Source organism: Sphingopyxis sp. EU05-FHT14B03, from assembly GCF_058790875.1.
This window is the reverse complement of the sequence record NZ_JBYTDC010000001.1, coordinates 484,053-507,142: the sequence shown is the minus strand read 5'-3', so window position 1 is coordinate 507,142 and position 23,090 is coordinate 484,053. Positions and strand designations below refer to the sequence as shown.

Sequence of the window (23,090 nt, the reverse complement as noted above, 5' to 3'; positions counted from 1 at the left end):
CCCCCTCATTTGACGGGGAAACATAGCATATCCGGCGCAAAAATGCGCCGGGTTAGACCGTGAAGCTCTCGCCGCAGCCGCACGCGCCCTTGGCGTTCGGATTCTCGAACACGAAGCCCGCAGCGAAATCATCCTCGACCCAGTCCATCGTGCTGCCGATGAGGTAGAGCACCGATGCGCCGTCGATGTAGAAGACGCCGCCGGGGGTTTCGATCTTTTCGTCGAACTTCACTTCTTCGGTGACATAGTCGACCGAATAGGCGAGCCCCGAACAGCCGCGGCGCGGGGTCGACAGGCGGACGCCGATCGCGCCTTCGGGCGCCGATGCCATCAATGTCGCGATGCGGTCTTCCGCGCCGACGGTGAGGGCTACGGCGGCAGGGCGTGCACGAGTTTTCACTTCGGTCATCACAGCATTCCCAGTTCGAGGCGGGCTTCGTCGCTCATATTATCGGGCGACCACGGCGGATCCCAGACGAGGTTGACCTCGGCATCGCCGACCCCCGGCACCGCGCCGACACGCAGTTCGACCTCGGCGGGCATCGATTCGGCGACCGGGCAGTGCGGGGTGGTCAGCGTCATCGTGACGACGACATGCCCCTCATCGATCTCGACATTGTAGATCAGCCCGAGGTCGTAGATGTTTACCGGGATTTCGGGGTCGAAAATGTCCTTCAATGCATTGACGACGGCCTCGTACAGGTCGCCGCCGACGGCGCCCGGTTCGACCGCCGCGGGCTTCGCGGCAAGAAAACCCTCCAGATAGTCGCGCTTGCGCTCCAGCTTCTCGGGTGCCGTCTCGATATCCTCGACACGCGCTTTGGGCGGCACCTCGACGCTCGTCACTTCCTCAACCTTGATCATCCGATCCTCGCTCATCCGAAAATCCTCTCGACGCGTGACAGGCCTTCGATCAGCGCCGCCACGTCATCGTCATTGCTGTAAACGCCAAAACTCGCGCGCGCGGTCGCCGGCACGCCCAGATGCTCCATCAGCGGCTGTGCGCAATGGTGCCCGGCGCGGATTGCGACCCCGCTTTCGTCCAAGATAGTGCCGATGTCGTGCGGATGAACCCCCGCCATCGCAAAACTGACAATTCCGGCGCTGTTTTCGGGTCCGAACAGCGTGATGCTGTTCCGCCGCGCGAGCTGTTCGCGCAGGCTTCCGACGAGCGCGACCTCATGCGCGTGGATCGCCTCGACGCCGATCGCTTCGACATATTCGACCGCAGCGGCAAGCCCAAGAGCCTCGATGATCGCCGGCGTCCCCGCCTCGAAGCGGGTCGGCGCCGGGGCATAGGTCGTCTTTTCGAAGGTCACCCGGTCGATCATCGATCCGCCACCCTGCCAGGGCGGCAGCGTATCGAGCTTGTCGCTCCACAGCACCCCGATGCCGGTGGGACCGTAAAGCTTGTGCCCCGAGAAGACATAATAGTCGCAACCGAGCGCCGCGACATCGACGGGCAGCCGCGGTACCGCCTGGCAACCGTCGACCAGCAATTCGGCGCCGACACGGTGCGCCAGCTCGGCCGCGCGCGCGACGTCGAGCGGGCTGCCGAGCACGTTCGACACATGCGCAAAGGCGACCATCGTGTGTTCGCTGGTCAGCAGCGTCTCGGCGGCGTCGAGGTCGATGCAGCCATCCGCGGTTAGCGGGCAGACATCGACCTGCCAGCCCGCAAGCTGCCAGGGCACGATATTGCTGTGATGTTCCAGCGTGGAGAGCAGCACGCGGCCCTTTTTCGGATGCGAGTAGGCGACAAGGTTGATCGCCTCGGTCGCGCCGCGCACAAAGGCGATCTCATTCTCGCGCGCGCCGATAAACGCTGCAATCCGCCGCCGCGCCGCCTCATAGGCGAGCGTCATGTCGGCCGAGCGCGCATAGACGCCGCGGTGGACGGTCGCATAGTCGCGGCCCATCGCGTTCACTGTCGCGTCGATCACCGCCTGCGGCTTTTGCGCGGTCGCGGCGGTGTCGAGATAGTGCCAGTTGCCCGCGAGCCCCGGAAACTGCCCCCTAAGCCCGTTCGTGTCGAGCGAAGTCGAGACACCACGAAGGCGTGCACTACCGGTGGGTGTCTCGACTTCGCTCGACACAAACGGGGATGGGAGGTTGGTCACACCAACTCCCCCAGCTTCGCCAGCGCCAGGTCCTGCAACCGCGCCGCATCCTCGGCGCCATCGAACACGCCGGCAACGAACGCCTGCAGCATCAGCTTCTTCGCCTCGCCCGGCGGCAGCCCACGCGACTGCAGATAATAAAGCGCCATCGCGTCGAGTTCGCCGATCGCGCAGCCATGCGCACATTTTACATCGTCGGCGAAGATCTCGAGCTCGGGCTTGGCGTTGGCGGTCGCGCTGCGGTCGAGCAGCATCGCCTTCACATCCTGTGCGCTGTCGGTTTGCTGTGCATCGCGCGCGACCGCGACCTTGCCGAGATAGGTGCCGGTCGCGGTGCCGCCGAGCACCGAACGCACAACCTGCCGCGACGTCGCGCCGGGTTCCGCATGGGTCACGGTGGTGACGATCTCCAGATTCTGCTCCCCGCCGCCGATCTGCGCCGCGCCGAGATGGAAGTCGGCGCCTTCGTGCAGCGTCACCGCGAGTTCGATGCGGCCATAAGCGCCGCCGATATTGAGGACATGCAGCGACGCGGCAGCGCCCTTGCCGAGCACCAGTTCGATCTGCCGGATGTCACCCGCATCCTGCACGATCGCACGGCGGAAATCGCCGCCGGCGGGCACGACGATGTTCTCGGCCGCGGGTAAAGGCCACGCTGCGGCAACCGCGTCGATGTCGCTATAGCGCCATGCTTCGTCACGCCGCGAGGGGAGAGGACGCGCGCTCATCGTGCCGCCGCCCGCACGTCGGCGAGATCGGCGATCATCGCTTCGCGCCTTTCGAAAACGCAGGGCGAAAACTCGTCCTTCATGAAGCTCTTGTACATCGCCTTACGCTTGTTCGACGGGACGCGATGGTCCTTGAAACCGGCGAACCGGTCCTTGTACCGCGCATGACATTGCATCATGGACTGGCACCCGATGCGGTCGATCGCGGCGTCGCCGGTCGACCGCTGCGTGAAACAACGGACATCGCCACGAGACTCGACCAGCGAGGCGCGCCAGTCCTTGAGCTTGCTCGCGATCACGACGATCTCTTCCTCGATCGCGGGCGCGGAAGGCAGCGCCGCGGCGGGCGTCATGGTCATCAGGGCGAGCATCGCCATCAAGCCGCGATCTCGGAATAGCCATGCTCTTCCAGCTCGCGCGCCAACTCGGGCCCACCCGACTTCACGATCCGGCCGGCGGCCAGCACATGGACAAAATCGGGCTGCACATAGTCGAGCAGGCGCTGGTAGTGGGTGATCAGCAGCACTGCCTTATCGGGTCGCCGCATGATGCTGTTGATCCCGTCGCCGACGATGCGCAGCGCGTCAATGTCGAGGCCCGAGTCGGTCTCGTCGAGGATCGCGAGCTTGGGGTCGAGGATGCCCATCTGCACCATCTCGTTGCGCTTCTTCTCGCCGCCCGAAAAGCCGACGTTCACCGGACGCTTGAGCATGTCCATGTCCATCTTGAGCAACCCCGCCTTCTCGCGCGCTAGCTTCAGGAAGTCGCCGCCCGACAGCGGTTCCTCGCCGCGCGCCTTGCGCTGGGCGTTGAGGCTTTCGCGCAGGAACTGGACGTTCGACACGCCGGGAATCTCGACCGGATATTGGAAGCCGAGGAACAGTCCCGCCGCGGCGCGCTCGTGCGGATCGAGGGCGAGCAGGTCGAGCGTCTCGGTGGTTCCCGTTCCCCGGCGAAAGCCGGGGCCCAGTTCTGCGTCACCGTCTGGACCCCGGCCTTCGCCGGGGAACATGACATCGGGCGTGAAGCTCACCGAACCCTCGGTGACCTCATAGCCGGGGCGCCCGCCGAGCACATAGGACAGCGTCGACTTGCCCGCGCCATTGGGGCCCATGATCGCATGGATTTCGCCCGCATTGATGGCGAGCGACAGGCCCTTCAGGATCAGCTTGTCAGCAACGGTGGCGTGGAGATTTTCAATTTTAAGCATTTTTTGCTCAGTCCCTCGCGCGCATGCGTTTGCGCGTCATTTCCATGATTTCCGGCATTTTTCGCTGTTGCTCTTCGACCGCCGCGAAAGTCGCGTCGACGGCTTCGTCAGCCGCTTCCACTGATGCAAAATCGGGCGACTTGCGCAGAATTTCCTTGGCTTCGATGGTCGCTTCGCGCTTGGTCTCGACACAAGTCGAGATCGCCGCATCGGTTTTCCGGCGATATTCGGTGAGATTGCTCGGTGCAATGCGCGTCGGCCCCAAAAGCGTGTCACGGATACAGGCGGCATATCGTAACTGCTGGTCGCCGATCTGGTGCGGAAACAGCAGGCCACCGTCGTCCAGCAAACCAGCGACCATCCCCTTGGGAATATTGGGCGTGTATTCGGGTGGATCGAGCGGAATGTCGAACAGCTGGGCGTACATCCTGTCAATCCGGGAAAGCGCGATGAGGACGGACATCGTGCGTTGTTCGGGCGAAGAGTTCTCGATGGCTTTCGACAGTCGGAGCCCTTCCCGAGTGGCTCTTTCTCGCGTCGATTGGCATGCCTTGGTCGCCATCCCGTTGGCCTCTTCTGTGAGCGCCTTTGACAGCCCCTTGGCTTCCTCGCGTTGCTCAATAGCGGCCTGCGCACGATTGAACTCGGTCTGCATGCATCGCAGATAGGGAATAATCGCGGGTGCAATCTCGTCTGGAAATTCGATTGAACCGACTGGCGCGGCCTCGACGACCGCCTTTTTGACGATCATGGGTTCGGCCGCCAGCAGGATTGCGATCATCAACGACATTACCCCACGCTCCCCTCAAGGCTGATCCCCAGCAACTTCTGCGCCTCGACGGCAAATTCCATCGGCAGTTGCTGCAGCACTTCCTTGGCAAAGCCGTTGACGATCAGCGCCACCGCCTCTTCCTGTCCCAGCCCGCGCTGCATCGCGTAGAACAGCTGGTCGTCGCTGATCTTGCTCGTCGTCGCTTCATGCTCGACGGTCGCGGTCGGGTTGCGGACTTCGATATACGGCACGGTGTGCGCACCACTCAGCGACCCTAGCAACAGGCTGTCGCACTGGGTGAAGTTGCGCACGCCCTCGGCATTCGGCGCCACGCGGACGATGCCGCGATAGGTGTTGTTCGACTTGCCCGCGCTGATCCCCTTGCTGACGATGGTCGAGCGCGTGCGCTTGCCGTTGTGGATCATCTTGGTGCCGGTGTCGGCCTGCTGATAATTGTTGGTAACCGCGACCGAATAAAATTCGCCGACGCTGTCGTCGCCGTTGAGCACGCAGCTCGGATATTTCCAGGTGATCGCGCTGCCCGTTTCGACCTGCGTCCACGACACCTTGCTGCGCTTACCCTGGCACAGCGCGCGCTTGGTCACGAAATTATAGATGCCGCCAAGACCCTCGGCATTGCCCGGATACCAGTTCTGGACGGTCGAATATTTGATCTCGGCATCGTCGAGCGTCACCAGTTCGACCACGGCGGCGTGAAGCTGGTTCTCGTCGCGCATCGGCGCGGTGCAGCCTTCGAGATAGCTGACGTACGCGCCCTTGTCGGCGATGATCAAAGTCCGCTCGAACTGCCCCGTATTCTCGGCATTGATGCGGAAATAGGTGCTGAGCTCCATCGGGCAGCGCACCCCCTCGGGCACGTAGACGAAGGTGCCGTCCGAAAAGACCGCGCAATTCAATGTCGCAAAATAATTGTCGTGCATCGGCACGACCTTGCCGAGCCATTTCTTCACCAGCTCGGGATATTCGCGGATCGCCTCCGAAATCGACAGGAAGATCACGCCCGCGCGCTTCAATTCCTCGCGGAAGGTCGTCGCGACGCTGACGCTGTCGAACACCGCGTCGACCGCGACTTTGCGTGCGCCCTCGACGCCTGCGAGGACCTTCTGCTCCTCGATCGGGATGCCGAGCTTTTTATAGACTTCGAGGATTTCGGGATCGACTTCGTCGAGGCTGGAGAGCTTCGGCTTCGCCTTGGGCGCCGCGTAATAATAGGCGTCCTGATAGTCGATCGGCGGCACGTTGAGCTTCGCCCAGTCGGGCGTCTCCATCGTCTGCCAATGGCGGAACGCCTTCAGCCGCCAGTCGAGCATCCATTCGGGCTCGTTCTTCTTCGCGCTGATGAAGCGGACCGTGTCCTCGGTCAGCCCTTTGGGCGCGAAGTCGGTCTCGATGGCCGAGGACCAGCCATGCTCGTAATCGGCGACCTTTGCGGCGGCGTCGTGCGCGGCCTGGTCCTTGACGGGGAGTTCGGTGTTGTCGGTCATATCTATCTCGTCGCCCCCGCGAAGGCGGGGGCCGCTGTCGGTATAATCGGTGTCGCTGGTGCAAACTCTTCAGCGGCCCCCGCCTTCGCGGGGGCGACAGTGAGGCTCGCCAGACTAATCTCCGCCAGCGCCCCGCGCACCGCGCCGTTCACCACGCCCCAGTGCGGCTGGACCTTGCAGCTGCCCTCGAGCGAGCAATCGTGGCGCCCTTCGGCAACGCAGGCGGTCAGCGCGATCGGGCCTTCGACCGCTTCGATGATATCGGCGACGCTGATCGCCGCCGCGGGCCGTGCGAGCCGCACCCCGCCGCCGCTACCGCGTGAAGCCACCAGCAGCCCGGCGCGCGCGAGTCCGCTCACCAGCTTCTGCGCGGTCGGTCCCGGAATCCCCGTCTGCTCGGCCAGCATCCCGGCGTGAATCGGTACCGACCCGCACTGGCGGGCGGCGGCGCTCATCAGCACCACGGCATAATCGGCAAGGTTGGACAGGCGCATTGCGACGGTGCGGACTCTCTATCGCGCGCAAATTGCGAACGATTCTTAACTGGATCAAATTACTCCACTTATATAGGCGAGGCTTTGGCGGCGCGCAAGCAAGGCGGTTTTTCCGGCGCCCAAGAAAAAAAGGCACCCATCCGGCCGGAGCCGAATGAGTGCCAAGATGAAGGTCTCGTTCCTCTGAAAGAGGCGAGCTCTTCTGGGTCGCAAGCCCCGAATATGGGGCGCCGCCGATTCGCGATTGTACGGAAACGCCAAAACGACAGGGCGCGGGATTTTTGGTGGTTAATCCGGGATTTGGCGAGTCCCGCAGCTGTGTCGTCATTGCAAGGAGCCGGAGGCGACGCGGCAATCTCCAGCCCTCGACCTTGTGCAAGGACGAGGGCCGGAGATTGCTTCGCTACGCTCGCAATGACGGTGAGTGTCAGGTATCCGAAACCATCGGGCTGACCTTGCCCGCCATTTGCTTGCGGCCCTTCGCCGTCGCCTCGGTATAGGGCGAGGGCTTGGAAAGCTGGCCCGGCGTCGCGCCGGCGAAGCGTTTGATCTCGCGGATCAGGTGCGACTGATCGTAAAAGGCGTCACCCAGCGCGGCATCGTCGAGCTTTTCGCCGCGCGCCAACGCCGATGCCGCACGCACCGCGCGATATTTGCGCGCCAGCATCCGCGGCGACAGGCCGTAATAATGCTTGGTCATCCGTTCGACCGAGCGGATCGACATGCCCGTGGCTTCCACCAGTTCGGGCACCTGCGGCGATGGCGACGCGGTCAGCCATTCGTCGACGGTGCGCGTGAACCATACGGGCGCCGCCTCGCTCTTCTTCAGGATTTCGCGGACGAAATTATTGCCGATCACCAGCCGTTCGGCGGTGTCGGCGGCGTTGCCGATCGCATCGACCACCTCCTCGATCCAGTCGCCGAACAGGTCGGCGGCGTCGATCGCGCGGTCGGTCAGCTTGTCGGCGTGCGCCCCCATCAGCGTCGCCCAGCCGGCGGGCATCAGTCCGAATCCGTACATGCGCAGCGGTCCGGGGGCGAGCGCCTGCACGCTGCCGCTTGTTGGGCCGATGATCGTCGCGCGCCCGGCCGGAAAGCGATAACCGTCGGGAAAGATATATTCGCCCTTGGGCACGTCCATGATGCGGAATTGCGGACGGTCTGCGCGCTCGCTTTCGTCGAACAAGGGCAAATCGACGCGGACGAAATAAAAGCTCGACACCATTTCCGCCAGATCGGGATCGGGCGGGAAATATTGCAGTTCGAACGGCGTTTCGCCGTCCGCGCCTGTGGGCGTGGATGAAGCTTCCGTCATGACGAGACCCGACCCCCGGCGGCTGCATCGCCGCCTGTTTAACTAGGTCAAGTCATTTGCCTTTCGGCGCCCTGCGTCAAGCCCGCAAATCGCCAGCATTAATTCTTTTGGGTCGCGATCCACGCATCGACGCGGCGTTCGAGCACATCGAGCGGCACCGGACCCGATTCGAGGACGACGTCGTGGAAGGTGCGGAAATCGAACTTGTCGCCGAGCGCCGCCTGCGCGCGGCTGCGCAGCTCCATGATCTTGAGCTTGCCAATGAGGTAGGCGGTCGCCTGTCCCGGATAGACGACATAGCGCTCGATCGCCTTTTCGATATCGCCCTGCGGGTTGGGGGTATTGTCCTTCAGATACTGGATCGCCTGTTCGCGGCTCCAGCGCTTGTCGTGGATGCCGGTGTCAACGACGAGCCGCGTCGCGCGCCACAGCTCCATGCCCAGCCGCCCGAAATCGGCATAGGGATCGGTGTAGAAACCCATGTCCTTGGCCAGTTCCTCCGAATAAAGGCCCCAGCCCTCGGTATAGGCGGTGAAACCGCCGAAGCGGCGAAAGGGCGGGAGGCCGGTGAGCTCGGTCTGCACCGCGCGTTGCAGATGATGCCCCGGCACGCCCTCATGATAGGCGAGCGCCTCGAGCTCGGTCTTGGGCATGTCGCGCAGGTCGTAGAGGTTGACATAATAGATGCCCGGCCGCGAGCCGTCGGGGGCGGGCGACGAGTAGAACGCCTTGCCCGCGGACTTCTCGCGGAAAGCCTCGACGGCCTTCACCTGCAGCGCCGATTTGGGGAGGGTGTTGAAGAAGGCGGGCAGCCGCGCCTCCATCGCCTTCACATGCGCGTCGACATCGGCCAGATAGGCCTCGCGCGTCGTGTGATAATATTGCGGGCTGGTGCGCAAATGGTCGAAAAACTGGTTCAGCGTGCCCTTGAACCCGACCTGGACCATGATCTTCTTCATCTCGCCATGGATGCGCGCAACTTCGGACAGGCCGAGGTCGTGGATCTGCGCCGCGGTCATGTCGGTCGTCGTATAATTGGCGAGCAAAGCCTCATAATAGGCCTTGCCGCCGGGCATGCGCCACACGCCGTCCTGTGTCGGCGCCGACGTCTGCTGGCGCGCCATCTCGGCCGAGAGGCGCATATAGGCCGGGCCGGCGCTCTCGGCCCAGGCGGCCCTGGCGGCGGCGATCAGCCGCGTCTTTTCGGCGGCATCGATGTCCAGCTTGTTCACCTTCGCGCTGATGTCCTCGATCACCGCATTGTCGGCCCTGGTCAGGTTGGCGATGTCCGAAATGACATAGGGATAGACCCATTTCGGTGGCGCAAAGCCTTTCGCGGCGCGCTCCGCCGACTGCGCCGACAGCGCGTCGAGGATCGGACCCATGCCGCGAATGCGGCTGATATAGGCCTCGGCCTCGGCGACATTGGCGACGCGGTGGATGTTGATCAGGAACGCCGGCATCTGGCTCTGCGCGCCGTTCATCTGGTCGAAGATATAGCCATGGTCGCGGAATGGGAACAAGCGTTCGGCGCGCGCCGCCTGCGCGTTGAACAGCTCGAACGACAGCGCCTCATCGGCGGTCAGCGCCTTGGGATCGAAACTGCCGCGCATCGCCTCGGCGGTCGCGGTCTGCAGCTTGAAGCGAGCGACCGCGGCTTCGTCGCTGACATCGTCCCATGCGCCATAATCGCCGTCGCGCACCCCGCGCCGCGCCTTGGTCTCAGGCGACAACGACAGTTGCGCCGCGTCATATTTGTCGAAGAATTCGGCCAGGTTGGCGCCCGCCGGCGCGATATCGGCGGGCGCGGCCACCGTCGCGGGCGCTTGCTCGGCAACCGTCGGCGCGCAGCCCACGAGAGCGATCGCGAACAGCGAGGTGGACAGGCAGGCAAGAATACGGGGATGCGACACGATTTTCTCCGGCTTTTCGTTGGACTTTGCTGGTCGGACAGGGGCTTGCCATAGGGGCCGGTGCGGCGCAATGGCGGGTCATGTCGCTCTTCGCCTCGCTCACCGATGCCGCCTATGCGCTCGTCCGCCCGATCGTCCATGCGACCGACGGCGAGGCCGCGCACAACCTGACCCTCGCCGCGCTCGAACCGCTGCCACGCGCGCGCAGCGCGCTGACCAGCCCGATCCTGCGGGTCGAGGTCGCAGGGCTGACATTCCCGAACCCGGTCGGTCTCGCCCCCGGCTTCGACAAAGATGCCCGCGCCGCCGCGGTGATGCCGCGCTTCGGCTTCGGCTTCGTCGAGGTCGGCACGCTGACCCCGCTGCCGCAGGAGGGTAATCCGCGTCCGCGCCTGTTCCGGCTGGTCGAGGACGGCGCCGTGATCAACCGCATGGGGTTCAACAACGGCGGGCAGGCCGCGGCGGCGACGCGCATCGAAAAGCTGCGCGCCTGCGGTATCGCGGTGCCGCTCGGCATCAACATCGGCGCGAACAAGGACAGCGCCGATCGCATCGCCGACTATGCCAAGGGCACCGCCGCGATGGCGCCGCTCGCCGATTATCTGACCGTCAATATCAGTTCGCCCAACACCCCGGGCCTCCGCGCGCTGCAGGATAAGGGCGCGCTCGAAGCGCTGCTCGACGCGGTCAACGCCGCGCAGCCCACGGGCGCCGCGAAACCCGTTTTCCTCAAGGTCGCGCCCGACCTCGAACCCGCCGACATCGACGATCTGGTGACCGTCGCGCTCGACAAGGGACTGGCGGCGCTGATCGTGTCGAACACCACCATCGCGCGGCCTGCGCTGCGGTCGCGGTATGCGACCGAGGCAGGCGGGCTGTCGGGCGCCCCGCTCCACGACCTCGCGCTCCAGCGGCTCAAGGATTTTCGCACCGCGAGCGGCGGCGCGATCCCGCTGATCGGCGTCGGCGGCATCGCGACGGCCGAACAGGCCTGGGCGCGCATTCGTGCCGGCGCGAGTCTGGTGCAAATCTATTCGGCGATGGTCTTCGCCGGCCCCGGCCTCGCGGCGCGGATCGCGCGCGGACTCGAGGATCTGGCGGTGCGCGACGGCTTCACCCGCGTCGCCGACGCGGTCGGGGCGGGCGACTGAGCAAGTGGATGGGGAAGGGGTCGGCAACGCCGGCGTCATAACCCCTCGGCATTGCTTCGCGACGGAGAGGAATAGGGATGGGGTTGCGCCATCCTTCCCCCCGCGCCAATGTCCCGCGCATGAACAAGAGACTCTTCGCCGCCTTCGCCCTTTTCCTGACAACGCTTCCCTCGCTCGCCGCGGCGCAGGGCGTGACCTCGTCCGCCGATGCGCGCGCGACCGAGGCCGGACGCCAGATATTGCACGACGGCGGCTCGGCCGCCGATGCGGCGATGGCGATGATGCTGGTGCTCACCCTCGTCGAGCCGCAGTCGAGCGGCGTCGGCGGCGGCGGCTTCCTCGTCTATCATGACGCGAAGAGCGACCAGATCGGTACGATCAACGGCCGCGAAATGGCGCCCGCCTCGGCCAAGCCCGACCGCTTCATGGGTCCCGACGGCAAGTCGCGCGGTTATGGCGACGTCATCCCCGGCGGGCTTTCGGTCGGCGTCCCGGGCAATGTCCGCCTGATGGAGCTGACCCACAAGAAATGGGGCAAGCTCGAATGGAAGGCGCTGTTCCAGCCGGCGATCAAGCTCGCCGACGACGGATTCCAGGTCACCCCCGCGCTCTATGGCTGGCTCGACCGCTTCCAGGATACCTGGAAGGATTTCCCGGCGGCGCGTGCGCTTTACTATGTCGACGGCAAGCCCGCGCCGGTCGGCACGGTGATCAGGAATCCCGCTTATGCCAGGCTGCTGCGCGAGATCGCGGCGAAAGGCCCCGACGTTTTCTACACTGGCGCCAATGCCAAGGCGATCAGCGACGCCGTGGCCAAATCGACCCGCAACCCCGCGCTGCTCACCGCCAAGGACCTCGCGGTCTACAAGGCGCAGGACAAGCCCGCCGTCTGCACCACCTACCGCGTCTACAAAGTGTGCGGCATGGGGCCGCCCTCGTCGGGTGCGACCACCGTCTTCGGCATCCTCGGCATGATCGAGGGCTGGGACATGAAGGCGATGGGCAAGGACAATCCGATGAGCTGGCACCTGCTGTCGGAAGCGATGCAGCTCGCTTATGCCGATCGCGAGACATATCTCGGCGACGGTGATTTCATCGACGTTCCCGTCGCCGGCCTGCTCGACAAGACCTATCTGTCGCAGCGCCGCCAACTGATCTCGCCCTATGGCCGCGCCGTCGCCTATCCGGCGGGCAACCCGCCCGGCGCGCAGCCGCGTACCCCGTCGGGCCCGGTTCCCGAACAGGGCACGACGCATTTCGTCGCGGTCGACAAGGACGGCAATGTCGCATCGATGACCTCGACGATCGAGAGCATCTTCGGCAGCAACCTCAACGCCAACGGCTTTTTCCTCAACAACGAGCTCACCGATTTCGACCTCAATCCGGTGCGCGGCGACGCGCCCGCGGCGAACCGCGTGCAGGCCGGCAAGCGCCCGCTGTCGTCGATGTCGCCGACGATCGTTTATGGCCCCGACGGCAAGGTCGTGCTCGCGGTCGGCTCGGCGGGCGGCAAGCGGATCATCATGCACGTCACCAAGACTTTGGTCGGCGTGCTCGACTGGGGGCTGAGCGCCGAGGATGCGATCGCGCTGCCCAACCTGTTCTTCGGGCAGCAGGGCGTGCTGATCGAAAATGACGCGGCGGGCAAGGCGATCGCCGGCAAGATGGCGCCCTTCGGCTATCCCATCACCCCCACCGACCTCGGATCGAAACTCAACGCTGCGCAGCGCGTTGGCGAAATATGGCATGGCGCCGCCGATCCGCGCGGCCCCGGCACGTCGTCGGTCGACGGCGCTCCGCCGCAGAGCTAGGAATGATAGAAGCCGCGGCGCGCCAATAAATAGGGACAGTCCCTATTTAATTCGGGCCAACCGAGAACGGCCAAGAACCAGAAGAAATTAAATGGGGACTGTCCCTATTTGTTGAATACCTCCCCGGGAGAGCAAGAGGCATGAAGCTGGAAAACCCCCATCTCGACCATTTCCCGAGCCTGGTCGCGATGTTCTTCGACCGCGCCGAAAAGGGCGGCGAGGACCCGTTTCTGTGGCGCAAGGCCGATCGCGCCTGGCAGCCGATGAGCTGGCGGCAGGTCGCGAACCAGGTGTCGGCACTCGCGCACAATTTGCGTGAACTCGGCCTCAAGGACGGCGACCGTGTCGTGTTGATCAGCGAGAACCGCCCCGAATTCTGCATCGCCGACCTTGGCATCATGGCGGCGGGCTGCATCACCGTGCCGACCTACACCACCAACACCGAACGCGACCACCAGCACATTCTCGACAACAGCGGGGCGAAGGCGGTGATCGTCTCGACCGCCAAGCTGGCCCGCGTGCTGATGCCGGCGGTGATGCGTTCGGACGCGAGCCTCGTCATCAGCATGGAAAGCCTGCGCGTCGGCCAGCAGGGCGATGTGCGCGTCCATGACTGGGCGCCGCTGGTCGAAAATGGCGCCGCCTATGTCGAGGAGACCAAGGCGCGCGGGCTGGGCGTCACCCGCGACGATGTCGCCTGCCTCATCTACACCAGCGGCACCGGCGGGGCGCCGCGCGGGGTGATGCAGCATCATGGCGCGATCCTGCACAATGCCGCCGGCGCCGCCGAGGTGCTCGTCAACGACTTCGGCATCGGCGACGAGGAGGTGTTTCTCTCGTTCCTGCCGCTCAGCCACGCCTATGAACATTCGGGCGGGCAGTTTCTGCCGATCATGGTCGGCGCGCAAATCTATTACAGCGAGGGCCTCGAAAAACTGCTCTCGAACATCGAGGAGTCGCGCCCGACGATCATGGTCGTCGTGCCGCGGCTGTTCGAGGTGATCCGCGCCCGGATGATCAAGTCGGTCGAAAAACAGGGCAAGCTCGCCAACTGGATGCTGAACCAGGCGATCCGCGTCGGCGAAAAGGATTATGAGCGCCGGATGGGCGTGCTCGACCGCCCGGTCGACCTGATCCTCGACAAACTCTTCCGCCCCAAGATCCAGCAGCGTTTCGGCGGCCGGATGAAGGCGCTCGTGTCGGGCGGCGCGCCGCTCAACCCCGAGATCGGGGTGTTTTTCCACTCGATCGGGCTAACCCTGCTCCAGGGCTATGGCCAGACCGAGGCGGGGCCGGTGATCAGCTGCAACCGCCCGTCGGTCGGGCTGAAGATGGACACCGTCGGCCCGCCGCTGATGAACACCGAGGTCCGCATCGCCGACGACGGCGAGATATTGGTGCGCGGCGAACTGGTCATGAAAGGCTATTGGCGCAACAAGCCCGAGACCGCGCGCGTGCTGGTCGTCGATCCCGCCGAACCCGACAAGGGACCTTGGCTGCACACCGGCGACATCGGCCATATCGACCCGCAGGGCCGCATCGTCATCACCGATCGCAAGAAGGACCTGATCGTCAACGACAAGGGCGACAATGTCGCGCCGCAGCGGGTCGAAGGCATGCTGACGCTCCAGCCCGAAATCCTGCAGGCGATGGTCTATGGCGACAAGCGCCCGCATCTCGTCGGGCTGCTCGTCCCCGATCCCGAATGGGCCGCCGAATGGGCGGAGGCCGAGGGGCTGCCCAGGGAAATGGCGCTGCTCCGCGAACATGAAAAATTCCGCGCCGCGCTCCGCGCCGCGGTCGACCGGGTCAACGGCCAGCTGTCGGTGATCGAAAAGGTCCGCAAATTCGACCTCGCCGACGAGGCGTTCACGATCGAGAATGAACAGATGACCCCGTCGATGAAGATCCGCCGTCATGTACTGCGCGAAGTCTACGCCGACCGGATCGCGGCGATGTACAAGGCCTGACCGTCGCCCCCGCGCAGGCGGGGGCCGTTGTCGTCGTGACGCTGCGACGAGGGTGTCGACCTCATGCGGCCCCCGCCTGCGCGGGGGCGACGGATATTGTTGAATGGCTTTTGCCAGATGACAGGCGGGGGTGCGACCCGAAGAGCTCGGCGCAAACCGGAACCCCGCCCGTCGCTGAACCTCAAGGGTTCAGCCTTTGTCCCCCGCCGGTTTGCGATAGGGGACAAAATCGCCAAGCACGCAGGTCGGACCGCGAATGCCGCTCGACCGGTCGACCAGATGAAAGAAATCGCCGCTGCAGGTTGAGCTGCCGAACTGGCGGATGACCATGATGTCGCTGTCGCGGCCGAGCCCCGGACAACTGCTCTTCAGGTCGTTGCGGTACACCAGCCGGCCCGACTGGCGATAAATCAGAATGTTGTCGGACACGCGGATCGTGTCATAGGTCCCGCTGCTCGACAGGCACCGTACGGGGTCGCCGGGGATTTTCCCCGCGAGCTGCTTTTCGAGTGTCTTGGCCTGTTTCGGGGTCAGCGCTTCGGTGCGCGGTGCGCCCATGTCCGAGGAAGCGCAGCTTGCGAGCAGCGGCGCCATTGCGGCGCAGAGCACCGCGGCACGGATCGGGTTGAACTTCGCCATCACGGCACTCCTGCGACTATGACACTTTACGGACGAGGCGATGAATGGTTGCTGAAGCGGTCAGGCGGCGTCCTTCAGCGCGCGAATCCGTCCGAGTTCGGTGGCGGTGGCCGCGCGCAGGAAAGGATTGGTCGCGCGCTCGGCGCCGATCGTCGTCGGCACCGTCGCTTCGCCCGCCGCACGCGCGGACTCCACCGCCGCCAGCCGCGCCGCCAGCGCATCGTTTTCGGGTTCGACCGTGACCGCGAACCGCGCGTTCGACAGCGTATATTCGTGCGCGCAATAGACGCGCGTCGCGTCGTCGAGCGTCGCAAGTTGCTGCATATTGGCGAACATCTGCTCGGCGGTGCCCTCGAACAGGCGGCCGCAACCCATCGCGAACATCGTGTCCCCGACGAAGATCGCGGCGTCGTCGGCGAAATGATAGGCGATATGACCCGCAGTGTGCGCCGGCACGTCCCAGACGTCGGCGACCGCATCGCCCAGCCTGACGGTATCGCCGCCCGTCACTTGCACATCGAGCGTCGGAATGCGCGCGAACTCGGCGGCCGGGCCGGTGATCGTGCAACCGGTCGCGTCCTTGATCGCGGCGTTGCCGCCGGTGTGATCCGGATGCCAATGGGTGTTCCAGATGTCGGTGATCGTCCAGCCGCGCGCCGCCGCCGCCTCCAGCACCGGGTCGGCGACCGCGGGGTCGACGACCATCGTCGCCTTGCTTTGGGGTTCGTGGACCAGCCAGACATAATTGTCGCTGAGGACGGGGATGCGGACGATTTCGAGCATGGGGCGAGGATAATCGACCCACGGCCCGCCGTCGACCGCCAAGTTAACCATGTTGCAAGCCCTTGGGTATAGCCTTGCGCCAACGACATTGGGGGTCATGTCTTTGCTGCGTCTGGCGTTTCTGGTTTTTGCGGTCATGCTGGCGGCGGGCTTGGCCCCGGCGCGCGCCGCGTCGGGTCCGGCGCCTTGCACGCTGCAATCGACCCTTTGGGACGATTACGGGACAGTATCGGCGCCGGGCGTCCGCCGCGATTGCGGCCCCGATCGCTGGTCGCTCGCCGGACAGCGCAGCTGGCTGTTCTTCGATGCCCGCGCGATCGCGGCCGCCGGGCGGGGGCCGCTGGAATTCAACGCGCGGACGAGCCGCTTCGATCGCATCGCGCTCCATATCCGCTACGCCGACGGGTCGACGGCATCGGTCGTGCGACGGGGGAGCCAGGCGATGCCCTATCGCGCCGCGGGTCCCGATTTCTACCTGACGCTGCCGCAGCGCGCGGCGCCGCCTGTCGAGGTCGCCGTCGCATTCGACCGCCTCGGTTTTCCGACCACGCTGAAAACCGCGCGCCTCGCCCCGGCGGGAACCGGCGGTTGGTCGACCCAGACGATGCTGCTGATCGCGCTGTTCACCGGCCTCGCGCTCGCGCCGATCGTCTTCAATATCGCCTTTTTCCGCGTCCTGCGCGAACGTTTCCTGCTCTGGCACATGACACTCGCGGTGTGCATCATCCTGCACACCAGCCTGTCGTCGGGGCTTGCCTTTGCCGTCGTGCCGGGGATCAGCGCGCTGGCTTATGGCTATCTGTCGCAGATCAGTTTCAGCGTCGGCATCCTCGCGGCGACGATGTTCTGCCTCAACTTCCTCGAACCCGAAAAGACGACGCGCGGCGATCGGCGCGCGTTGCTCGCCTGCGCCTTCTGGCTGCCGCTGTTCGCGGCCGTCTCGATGGCGCCGGTCGAATGGGTGCGGCCATGGGGCAGCAAGCTCTATTTCGCCGGTTACCTCCCGGTCCTCCTCACCTATGTCGTCGTGCTCACCCGTGCCTGGCGGCGCGGCAGCCGCGCGGCGCGGTTTCAGACGATCGCGTGGATGCCGATCATCGCCTGCGGCTTCGAACGCGTGGCGCGCGGGCTTGGCCTTTATGTCGGGCCGATGTGGCTCGACCAATTGCTCTATCTTGCGATCGCGCTCGAACTGGTGATCACCGCGCTCGGCGTTGCCGACCGGTTCATGATCATGCGCCGCGAGCGCGACTGGGCGCAGGCGCGCGCCGGCGCGATGGAGGATGCGGCGCAGACCGATCCGCTGACCGGACTGAGCAACCGGCGCGGGCTCGAAAACCTGCTCGCCGGCGGCGGACGCCGCTTCACCGCCGCAGCGCTGATCGACATCGATCATTTCAAGTCGGTCAACGACCTCCACGGCCATCAGGCCGGCGACGCGGTGCTGTGCGCCGCCGCCGCGGGTCTGCGCGAAGGCCATGGCGGGGTCGTCGCGCGGATCGGCGGCGAAGAGTTTTTCCTGTTGATCGACCGCCCCGACGCGGCGGGCACCGCCGAACGCTGCCGCCAGGCGCTGGCGCGCCGCGTCGCCGCCGACGTGCCGCAAATCCCCGATCCGGTCAGCGCGAGCGGTGGGCTCCTGATCTTCGAGTCCTCGACCGACGGCGCCGCACTCGATTTCGACCGCCTGTTCGCCGAGGCGGACCGGTTGCTCTACGCCGCCAAGCATAGCGGGCGCGACTGCATGGTCACCGACCGCTGGCAACAGTCCGATAGGCCCGTCATCGGCGCTGCGGCCGCCTGACGCGGTTCAGTCCGTCGCCAGCGCGTCATAGCCCGCGCCGTTGAATTCGATCAGGCAGAATCCATGGCCGAAGGGGTCGGCGAACATCGCCTGCCGGCCATAGGGCAGGGTCAGCGTCTCGCCCTCCTGCATCGCGCCCGCCGCCAATGCCCTCGCGACGGCGGTATCGAGATCGGCGACGGTGAAATCGGGATGCACCGGGGTCCAGTGCCGCGCATAGTCGCGCCCCGCGCCGCCGACCGGGCCGATCGCCGATCCCGCAGGCTTGGCGATCAGATAGATCGGTGCGTCGCTGCCGAGCAGTTCGACGATATCGTCATCGAACCGCCGCCCGACGGTCAGCCCGAGCGCGGTGGTGTAAAAGGTTTCGCCGGCGGCAAGGTCGGGCACGTCGATATTGATCAACAGGCCCGGCATGGTTCAGCTTACCACTCGCCCGTGTTGGGCATCGACGCCCAGGGTTCCTGCGGCGGCAGATGACCGTCCTGCAGCAGTTCGACCGAAATCCCGTCGGGCGAGCGCACGAACGCCATATGGCCGTCGCGCGGCGGGCGGTTGATCGCCACCCCGGCGTCCATCAGCCGCTGGCAGGTGGCGTAGATATCGTCGACCCGGTACGCTAGATGTCCGAAATTGCGCCCGCCGCCATAGCTTTCGGCGGCGCTGCCGTCGGCGGGCGGCCAGTTGTAGGTCAGCTCGACCTCGGCCACCCCCGCCTGTCCCGGCGGGGCGAGGAAGATCAGCGTGAAGCGCCCGGCCTCGCTGTCGAAGCGGCGCACCTCCTCCAGCCCGATCAGGTTGAAGAAGGCGACGGTCGCATCCGGGTCGGTGACGCGGATCATGGTGTGGAGATATTTGGTCATCGCGCGAACTTAGGCGCGCAGCGACGTTTGTTCAAACGTCTCGAACAGGGATACGAATGCATCGGGCACTGGCGCGGTCGCGCCGCGCGCTTCCTCGACATGGACGCTGACCTCGACCCCCGTCGCGCGCAAATCGTCCCGGCCCGCGCCGTGCAGTTCGAACAGGAAGGTCATCGAACTGCGTCCGACGCGCGAACAGCGCACGCAAATGTCGATCTCCTCGTCGAGCAGGATCGGCACCTTGTAGTCGACCTCGGCGCGCGCGACGTGGAATTCGGGGCTGTCATTGGCGGGCCAGCGGTCATAGACCCCGGCCGCGCGCCAATATTCGGTGATGCCAATGTCGAAATATTCGAGGTAGCGACTGTTGAACACCACCGCCTGCGCATCGATTTCGGCATAGCGGACGCGCTTCTTGACGCTGAACTTGAAATCGCTGCGAGCCATGATGATCCTTCGGGTTAATGAGTGAGCCGCGCGACGGTGTCGACCAGCAGCGCGATATCGGTGTCGCGCGACAGCCGGTGGTCGCCGCCCTTGACGAGCGTCACCTGCACGTCGTCGCTGGTCAGCGCCGCGGCGAGGCGCAGGCTGATCTCGGGCGGCACGTCGCCATCCTCCTGCCCGTGGAGCAGCCGAACCGGGCAGGTGAGGGGGATATCGGCATCGAGCAGGCGGTTCGCCTCCCCCGACTGCCAGAAGCCGCGCGTCGTGACATAGGGCTGGTCGCCGTATGGCGTGTCTTCGCGCAGTTCGCCTTCGGCGAGGATGATCGCTTTCTCTTCCGCGGTGAAACCCCAGTCGGTGAAATCGGGCGCCGCCGCGATGCCGACCAGCCCCGCGACGCGGCTTGCGCCGTCGCGTGCGGTCAGCGCCAGCGCGGTCAGCAGCATCAGCCACCCGCCCATTGACGATCCGACGATGATCACCGGCCCCTCGACCTTCGCGACGATCAGGTCGAGCACATCGCCGCGCCAGTCGAGCAATGTCTGTTCGGCGAACAACCCGTCCGACAGCCCGCATCCGGCATAGTCGAGGAGCAGGCACGCGCGCCCTTCGGCGGCCGCCCGGTCGAACAGCGCGGTCGCCTTGCCGCCCGCCATGTCGGACATGTAACCGGGCAGGAAGACGATCGTCGGGCCCGCACCCGCGACATGGCGGTACGCCAGCCGCGGCCGTGCCGCGCGGTCGAGATAGTCGATGGCGCCGGTCACGCCGGTCAGATCACCCAGTCGATGGTGCTCATCTGCATCACGGCCTGCCCCTTGGCGCGGCGCTGTTCGACCATGATCTTGTTGAGCCGCGAAATCGTGTCGCTGCCGGTGGTGATGCACCAGCCGGGGACCACCGCATGGACCAGCGCACACATCCCGCCCCAGATCATCGTCACGCCGAATTTCGACGCGACCCCGAAATGTTCGATGTAATTTTCATCGACGCTCTTGGGATGGTCGACGAACAGGCGCTTGAACATGGGGGAGGCTCCTTTTCCGTGCCCGTCGCCCTAGCGGCGGCGCGCGAAGGGGGCAAGGGCGGGGCTGCCAAATCCTCCCTGTCGCGCAGCGATGGGGAGGGGGACCGCTCGCGAAGCGAGTGGTGGAGGGGCCGCGACGGCAGCGCCATGGCCCCTCCGTCAGCGCTTCGCGCTGCCACCTCCCCATGGCTGCGCCACAGGGAGGATCGACCGATTACTCCCCCAGAAGCCCCTCCACCGCCTTCGCGAAAGCCTCGGGCTGGTCGAGCATGATAAAGTGGCGGCTCCCCGGCACCATCTGCGCCGTGAAGTGCGCCAGCCCCGCATATTGCGGCTCGAACGCCGCCTTCGCCTGCCCGGCGGGCATCAGGCTTTCGTCCTGCGCATAGAGCAGGGTCACCGGGGCGCTCACCGCCGCCAGTTCGCCGCGCATGTCGGTGGTCATCACGTCGCGAAAGACCTGCGCCACGACGCGCGGGTCGGCCTCGCGCATCCAGCCGGCGATCGCGGTGCGTCCGTCCGCCGTGTTCGACATACCGCCCGCCATGCTCGCCGGGCCGGGGTCGACGACCGGCCCGGTCGGCGCGGGCTGGCCATATTGCGCGCGCATCATCGCCGCCATCTGGTCGGCCTGCGGCGTCACGCTGTCGACCGTCGCGGCGGGATTGAAGAGCAGCCCGATGAACGGCACCGCGTCGACGATCATCAGCCTGCCGACCTCCTGCGGCGCGCGCGCCGCGACCATCAACCCGGTCAGGCCGCCCATCGAATGGCCGATCATCGCCGGTGCCGGGCGCCCGGCATCGGTGATGCAATCGTCGATATAGTCGGCGACTTCGGTCACCACGCCGTCCAGCACCGGGCCTTCGGCATTGACCCCGGCGTCGTCACCGAAGCCGCGAATTTGGACAAGGTGCAGGCGGTATTTTCCCTTCAGCCGCGCGGCGGTCGCGTCCCATACGGCGCGCGGGCTCGACAGGCCGGGGATCAGCACGACATCCGGACCTTCGCCCTCGATCAGCACGGTGATGCGTTTGCCGTCGTTGAGGCCCGCGGGACATGCCTCGGCGGCCTCGGCGCGCGCGCTGATGAGCAACGCGATCCCCAGGATGAACGGGGCGGCGATGGAAAAGCGATGTTTCATGGGATCAATCTCTCTGGAAAATCTCTTCGATGGCCATCCCGAACAGGTCGGCGATGCGAAAGGCGAGGGGGAGCGAGGGGTCATATTTGCCGGTCTCGATCGCGTTGACCGACTGGCGCGACACCTCCAGCCGCTCGGCAAGCTCCTGCTGGCTCCAGTCGCGCTCGGCGCGCAGGACCTTCAGGCGGTTCTTCACGGACAGGCCCCGCTGTCGCCCAGCGTCAGCCGGTTGAACAGCGCGCCGACACCGAGGCCGAGGCACCAGACGGGAAAGACCCAGAACAGCGGAATGCGCGGCACGTCGGTATAGAGTTCCAATATGCCCCAGGTCGCGGTCAGCGCGAGCGTCAGCCCGGTCGCGGCCAGCGCCTTGCGCACCTCGAGCATCCGGACATATTCGTCCTTCAGCTCGGTGAAATAGCGGCCGATCGCCCAGATGAAGCCGAGGATCGCGAGGCCGGGGACCAGCGCGATGCCGACGGTCAGCGGCGTTGCCGTCGCGCCCTTGGGGATGATCGCGCTCGCGGCGAAGATCGCGGCGACATAGGCGATCGAGACGGGGATCATCCGGCCGATATAGCGGCGCTGCGCGGGATTCATCGCCATGGCTCAGGCCGCCCGGGCGCAGCGGTGGCGCGATCCCGCAAGGGTCGCGACCATCACCAGCGGCAGCACGGTGACGAGCATATTGGCCGTCGCCGCCGGAACGATCCCCGCCGCCCCGGCGAGCGCGATCAGCAGGATGGCGATGGCCCAGGGCAGGGCACGAAGCATTTGCGGCATTGGTCAAGCTCCCTTGTTATTCAGTCAAGGAGCATTGACATCATGAGTCGTCTTTGTCAAGTAACATTGACATAATGACAAGGTCGCTATGGGTGGGCTGTGCCAGCCCGGTTCAGATGCGATGGCTCAACCGCCAGTTGGCGAGGTGCGCGCCGGCCAGCGCGAGCGCACCGATCGAGGTGAGCAGCCGGTCGGTGGCGGCGGGATCGGCGAAGCCCATCCAGCCTTCGTGCGCCGCCAGCCCCAGCGCGAGGAGGCCGAGCCCCGCCGCCGCGGCCAGTGGCGGGGCGATGCGACCGTGCCGCCGCCACCCGGCCCGCATCGCCGCGAAGGCCGCAGGCAGCGCGAGCGTCAGGATCGCGGCGTGCGTCCATTCGGGCAGCGCGATCCAGTGGCCGAGCGCGGGAGCCAGGAGGAGCAACATCGGCAGCGCGAGACAGTGAATCAGACAGGTCGACGACAGCGCCAGGCCGATCAGGTCGGCGAGGCGCGGGCGCGCGGCGGAAAAGGACATGAGGCGGCTTTCGCGGGAGGTCGGTGCCGCTAGATAATGATACAATGTAACATTGCAAGCCCGATTGCGAATCCGCCCCTTGCCGCTCCTATCGCAT

General features: G+C 65.6%; 27 protein-coding genes. 4 read left to right on the top strand and 23 right to left on the bottom strand.

Translation table 11 applies throughout. The features are described from left to right. Window positions 1–52: 52 nt before the first annotated feature. The 11 genes from AC3WS4_RS02620 to AC3WS4_RS02570 all read right to left on the bottom strand — a co-directional run bounded on the left by AC3WS4_RS02620 (window position 53) and on the right by AC3WS4_RS02570 (window position 10,057). A complete protein-coding gene (locus tag AC3WS4_RS02620) occupies window positions 53–409 on the bottom strand; it encodes a HesB/IscA family protein (protein WP_056348917.1) in 357 nt (118 codons plus the stop codon). Next, window positions 409–879: an SUF system Fe-S cluster assembly protein gene (locus AC3WS4_RS02615; RefSeq protein WP_492739939.1), complete on the bottom strand. Its 471-nt coding sequence runs from the start codon at window positions 877–879 to the stop codon at window positions 409–411. The genes AC3WS4_RS02620 and AC3WS4_RS02615 overlap by 1 nt, the downstream gene beginning before the upstream one ends. Beyond that, on the bottom strand, window positions 876–2,120 hold the full coding sequence (locus AC3WS4_RS02610) for an aminotransferase class V-fold PLP-dependent enzyme (protein WP_492739940.1): 1,245 nt from the start codon (window positions 2,118–2,120) through the stop codon (window positions 876–878). The genes AC3WS4_RS02615 and AC3WS4_RS02610 overlap by 4 nt, the downstream gene beginning before the upstream one ends. Continuing rightward, window positions 2,117–2,848 (bottom strand): SufD family Fe-S cluster assembly protein, encoded by a 732-nt coding sequence (locus AC3WS4_RS02605; RefSeq protein WP_492739941.1) that lies wholly within the window; start codon window positions 2,846–2,848, stop codon window positions 2,117–2,119. The genes AC3WS4_RS02610 and AC3WS4_RS02605 overlap by 4 nt, the downstream gene beginning before the upstream one ends. Further along, a complete protein-coding gene (locus AC3WS4_RS02600) occupies window positions 2,845–3,207 on the bottom strand; it encodes a hypothetical protein (RefSeq protein WP_162248595.1) in 363 nt (120 codons plus the stop codon). Before AC3WS4_RS02600 ends, AC3WS4_RS02605 begins: the two co-directional genes overlap by 4 nt. A 17-nt stretch (window positions 3,208–3,224) precedes the next feature. After that, window positions 3,225–4,058 carry a Fe-S cluster assembly ATPase SufC gene (sufC, locus tag AC3WS4_RS02595; protein WP_492739942.1) on the bottom strand — a complete coding sequence of 278 codons (834 nt, stop codon included), beginning with the start codon at window positions 4,056–4,058 and terminating at the stop codon, window positions 3,225–3,227. 7 nt (window positions 4,059–4,065) lie between these two features. Beyond that, on the bottom strand, window positions 4,066–4,848 hold the full coding sequence (locus AC3WS4_RS02590; protein ID WP_492739943.1) for a hypothetical protein: 783 nt from the start codon (window positions 4,846–4,848) through the stop codon (window positions 4,066–4,068). After that, window positions 4,848–6,335, bottom strand: coding sequence for a Fe-S cluster assembly protein SufB (gene sufB, locus AC3WS4_RS02585; RefSeq protein WP_492739944.1), 1,488 nt, complete (start codon window positions 6,333–6,335; stop codon window positions 4,848–4,850). The genes AC3WS4_RS02590 and sufB overlap by 1 nt, the downstream gene beginning before the upstream one ends. A gap of 2 nt (window positions 6,336–6,337) precedes the next feature. Then, window positions 6,338–6,829 (bottom strand): RrF2 family transcriptional regulator, encoded by a 492-nt coding sequence (locus AC3WS4_RS02580; protein ID WP_492739946.1) that lies wholly within the window; start codon window positions 6,827–6,829, stop codon window positions 6,338–6,340. Between the two features lie 427 nt (window positions 6,830–7,256). Then, the gene (locus AC3WS4_RS02575; protein ID WP_056348935.1) at window positions 7,257–8,144 is read right to left on the bottom strand and encodes an AraC family transcriptional regulator; all 888 of its coding nucleotides are present in this window, start codon (window positions 8,142–8,144) and stop codon (window positions 7,257–7,259) included. A 98-nt stretch (window positions 8,145–8,242) separates the two neighbouring features. Then, complete coding sequence (locus AC3WS4_RS02570; protein WP_492739947.1) at window positions 8,243–10,057, bottom strand: DUF885 domain-containing protein; 1,815 nt, start codon at window positions 10,055–10,057, stop codon at window positions 8,243–8,245. An 80-nt stretch (window positions 10,058–10,137) separates the two neighbouring features. On the opposite strand from AC3WS4_RS02570, the gene AC3WS4_RS02565 reads away from it, so the two are divergent. From AC3WS4_RS02565 to AC3WS4_RS02555, 3 genes are all read left to right on the top strand, one after another. Continuing rightward, on the top strand, window positions 10,138–11,208 hold the full coding sequence (locus AC3WS4_RS02565) for a quinone-dependent dihydroorotate dehydrogenase (RefSeq protein ID WP_492739948.1): 1,071 nt from the start codon (window positions 10,138–10,140) through the stop codon (window positions 11,206–11,208). 119 nt (window positions 11,209–11,327) lie between these two features. Beyond that, window positions 11,328–13,019 carry a gamma-glutamyltransferase gene (ggt, locus tag AC3WS4_RS02560; RefSeq protein ID WP_492739951.1) on the top strand — a complete coding sequence of 564 codons (1,692 nt, stop codon included), beginning with the start codon at window positions 11,328–11,330 and terminating at the stop codon, window positions 13,017–13,019. Between the two features lie 140 nt (window positions 13,020–13,159). Further along, window positions 13,160–14,989 (top strand): AMP-dependent synthetase/ligase, encoded by a 1,830-nt coding sequence (locus tag AC3WS4_RS02555; RefSeq protein WP_492739952.1) that lies wholly within the window; start codon window positions 13,160–13,162, stop codon window positions 14,987–14,989. 189 nt (window positions 14,990–15,178) lie between these two features. Here AC3WS4_RS02555 and AC3WS4_RS02550 read toward each other — a convergent pair whose 3' ends face one another. Together AC3WS4_RS02550 and gloB are read right to left on the bottom strand one after the other, a co-directional pair. After that, window positions 15,179–15,628, bottom strand: coding sequence for a hypothetical protein (locus tag AC3WS4_RS02550; RefSeq protein WP_492739955.1), 450 nt, complete (start codon window positions 15,626–15,628; stop codon window positions 15,179–15,181). Between the two features lie 60 nt (window positions 15,629–15,688). Further along, the gene (gene gloB, locus AC3WS4_RS02545; protein ID WP_492740344.1) at window positions 15,689–16,411 is read right to left on the bottom strand and encodes a hydroxyacylglutathione hydrolase; all 723 of its coding nucleotides are present in this window, start codon (window positions 16,409–16,411) and stop codon (window positions 15,689–15,691) included. Between the two features lie 97 nt (window positions 16,412–16,508). Between gloB and AC3WS4_RS02540 the strand changes: the two genes are divergently transcribed. Continuing rightward, a complete protein-coding gene (locus tag AC3WS4_RS02540) occupies window positions 16,509–18,215 on the top strand; it encodes a sensor domain-containing diguanylate cyclase (protein ID WP_492739957.1) in 1,707 nt (568 codons plus the stop codon). Window positions 18,216–18,221: 6 nt separating this feature from the next. Here AC3WS4_RS02540 and AC3WS4_RS02535 read toward each other — a convergent pair whose 3' ends face one another. From AC3WS4_RS02535 to AC3WS4_RS02490, 10 genes are all read right to left on the bottom strand, one after another. Continuing rightward, window positions 18,222–18,632, bottom strand: coding sequence for a VOC family protein (locus AC3WS4_RS02535; RefSeq protein ID WP_492739958.1), 411 nt, complete (start codon window positions 18,630–18,632; stop codon window positions 18,222–18,224). A gap of 8 nt (window positions 18,633–18,640) precedes the next feature. After that, the gene (locus AC3WS4_RS02530) at window positions 18,641–19,078 is read right to left on the bottom strand and encodes a VOC family protein (RefSeq protein WP_492739959.1); all 438 of its coding nucleotides are present in this window, start codon (window positions 19,076–19,078) and stop codon (window positions 18,641–18,643) included. A 9-nt stretch (window positions 19,079–19,087) separates the two neighbouring features. Further along, window positions 19,088–19,525 (bottom strand): acyl-CoA thioesterase, encoded by a 438-nt coding sequence (locus AC3WS4_RS02525; RefSeq protein ID WP_492739960.1) that lies wholly within the window; start codon window positions 19,523–19,525, stop codon window positions 19,088–19,090. 14 nt (window positions 19,526–19,539) lie between these two features. Beyond that, complete coding sequence (locus tag AC3WS4_RS02520; RefSeq protein ID WP_492739961.1) at window positions 19,540–20,292, bottom strand: alpha/beta hydrolase; 753 nt, start codon at window positions 20,290–20,292, stop codon at window positions 19,540–19,542. Window positions 20,293–20,297: 5 nt separating this feature from the next. Further along, on the bottom strand, window positions 20,298–20,552 hold the full coding sequence (locus AC3WS4_RS02515; RefSeq protein WP_058808361.1) for a DUF6356 family protein: 255 nt from the start codon (window positions 20,550–20,552) through the stop codon (window positions 20,298–20,300). Between the two features lie 214 nt (window positions 20,553–20,766). Further along, entirely contained in the window at window positions 20,767–21,696 is a 930-nt protein-coding gene (locus AC3WS4_RS02510; RefSeq protein ID WP_492739963.1) for an alpha/beta fold hydrolase, read from the bottom strand. A gap of 4 nt (window positions 21,697–21,700) precedes the next feature. Next, window positions 21,701–21,892 (bottom strand): helix-turn-helix transcriptional regulator, encoded by a 192-nt coding sequence (locus AC3WS4_RS02505; RefSeq protein ID WP_492739964.1) that lies wholly within the window; start codon window positions 21,890–21,892, stop codon window positions 21,701–21,703. Then, window positions 21,889–22,302 carry a hypothetical protein gene (locus tag AC3WS4_RS02500; protein WP_492739965.1) on the bottom strand — a complete coding sequence of 138 codons (414 nt, stop codon included), beginning with the start codon at window positions 22,300–22,302 and terminating at the stop codon, window positions 21,889–21,891. Before AC3WS4_RS02500 ends, AC3WS4_RS02505 begins: the two co-directional genes overlap by 4 nt. Before the next feature lie 3 nt (window positions 22,303–22,305). Continuing rightward, entirely contained in the window at window positions 22,306–22,479 is a 174-nt protein-coding gene (locus AC3WS4_RS02495; RefSeq protein ID WP_187141668.1) for a hypothetical protein, read from the bottom strand. Window positions 22,480–22,591: 112 nt separating this feature from the next. Continuing rightward, entirely contained in the window at window positions 22,592–22,993 is a 402-nt protein-coding gene (locus AC3WS4_RS02490) for a MerC domain-containing protein (protein ID WP_492739967.1), read from the bottom strand. Window positions 22,994–23,090: the final 97 nt, after the last annotated feature.

Coding starts and splice junctions, on each gene's coding strand:
- AC3WS4_RS02600 (WP_162248595.1), bottom strand. CDS start 3,207: ATGACCATGACGCCCGCCGCGGCGCTGCCTTCCGCGCCCGCGATCGAG.
- AC3WS4_RS02495 (WP_187141668.1), bottom strand. CDS start 22,479: ATGCCGCAAATGCTTCGTGCCCTGCCCTGGGCCATCGCCATCCTGCTG.
- AC3WS4_RS02490 (WP_492739967.1), bottom strand. CDS start 22,993: ATGTCCTTTTCCGCCGCGCGCCCGCGCCTCGCCGACCTGATCGGCCTG.
- AC3WS4_RS02550 (WP_492739955.1), bottom strand. CDS start 15,628: ATGGCGAAGTTCAACCCGATCCGTGCCGCGGTGCTCTGCGCCGCAATG.
- sufC (WP_492739942.1), bottom strand. CDS start 4,058: ATGCTTAAAATTGAAAATCTCCACGCCACCGTTGCTGACAAGCTGATC.
- AC3WS4_RS02515 (WP_058808361.1), bottom strand. CDS start 20,552: ATGTTCAAGCGCCTGTTCGTCGACCATCCCAAGAGCGTCGATGAAAAT.
- AC3WS4_RS02535 (WP_492739958.1), bottom strand. CDS start 18,632: ATGCCGGGCCTGTTGATCAATATCGACGTGCCCGACCTTGCCGCCGGC.
- sufB (WP_492739944.1), bottom strand. CDS start 6,335: ATGACCGACAACACCGAACTCCCCGTCAAGGACCAGGCCGCGCACGAC.
- AC3WS4_RS02620 (WP_056348917.1), bottom strand. CDS start 409: ATGACCGAAGTGAAAACTCGTGCACGCCCTGCCGCCGTAGCCCTCACC.
- AC3WS4_RS02590 (WP_492739943.1), bottom strand. CDS start 4,848: ATGTCGTTGATGATCGCAATCCTGCTGGCGGCCGAACCCATGATCGTC.
- AC3WS4_RS02525 (WP_492739960.1), bottom strand. CDS start 19,525: ATGGCTCGCAGCGATTTCAAGTTCAGCGTCAAGAAGCGCGTCCGCTAT.
- AC3WS4_RS02615 (WP_492739939.1), bottom strand. CDS start 879: ATGAGCGAGGATCGGATGATCAAGGTTGAGGAAGTGACGAGCGTCGAG.
- AC3WS4_RS02575 (WP_056348935.1), bottom strand. CDS start 8,144: ATGACGGAAGCTTCATCCACGCCCACAGGCGCGGACGGCGAAACGCCG.
- AC3WS4_RS02565 (WP_492739948.1), top strand. CDS start 10,138: ATGTCGCTCTTCGCCTCGCTCACCGATGCCGCCTATGCGCTCGTCCGC.
- AC3WS4_RS02540 (WP_492739957.1), top strand. CDS start 16,509: ATGTCTTTGCTGCGTCTGGCGTTTCTGGTTTTTGCGGTCATGCTGGCG.
- AC3WS4_RS02555 (WP_492739952.1), top strand. CDS start 13,160: ATGAAGCTGGAAAACCCCCATCTCGACCATTTCCCGAGCCTGGTCGCG.
- AC3WS4_RS02500 (WP_492739965.1), bottom strand. CDS start 22,302: ATGGCGATGAATCCCGCGCAGCGCCGCTATATCGGCCGGATGATCCCC.
- AC3WS4_RS02580 (WP_492739946.1), bottom strand. CDS start 6,829: ATGCGCCTGTCCAACCTTGCCGATTATGCCGTGGTGCTGATGAGCGCC.
- ggt (WP_492739951.1), top strand. CDS start 11,328: ATGAACAAGAGACTCTTCGCCGCCTTCGCCCTTTTCCTGACAACGCTT.
- AC3WS4_RS02605 (WP_492739941.1), bottom strand. CDS start 2,848: ATGAGCGCGCGTCCTCTCCCCTCGCGGCGTGACGAAGCATGGCGCTAT.
- gloB (WP_492740344.1), bottom strand. CDS start 16,411: ATGCTCGAAATCGTCCGCATCCCCGTCCTCAGCGACAATTATGTCTGG.
- AC3WS4_RS02510 (WP_492739963.1), bottom strand. CDS start 21,696: ATGAAACATCGCTTTTCCATCGCCGCCCCGTTCATCCTGGGGATCGCG.
- AC3WS4_RS02530 (WP_492739959.1), bottom strand. CDS start 19,078: ATGACCAAATATCTCCACACCATGATCCGCGTCACCGACCCGGATGCG.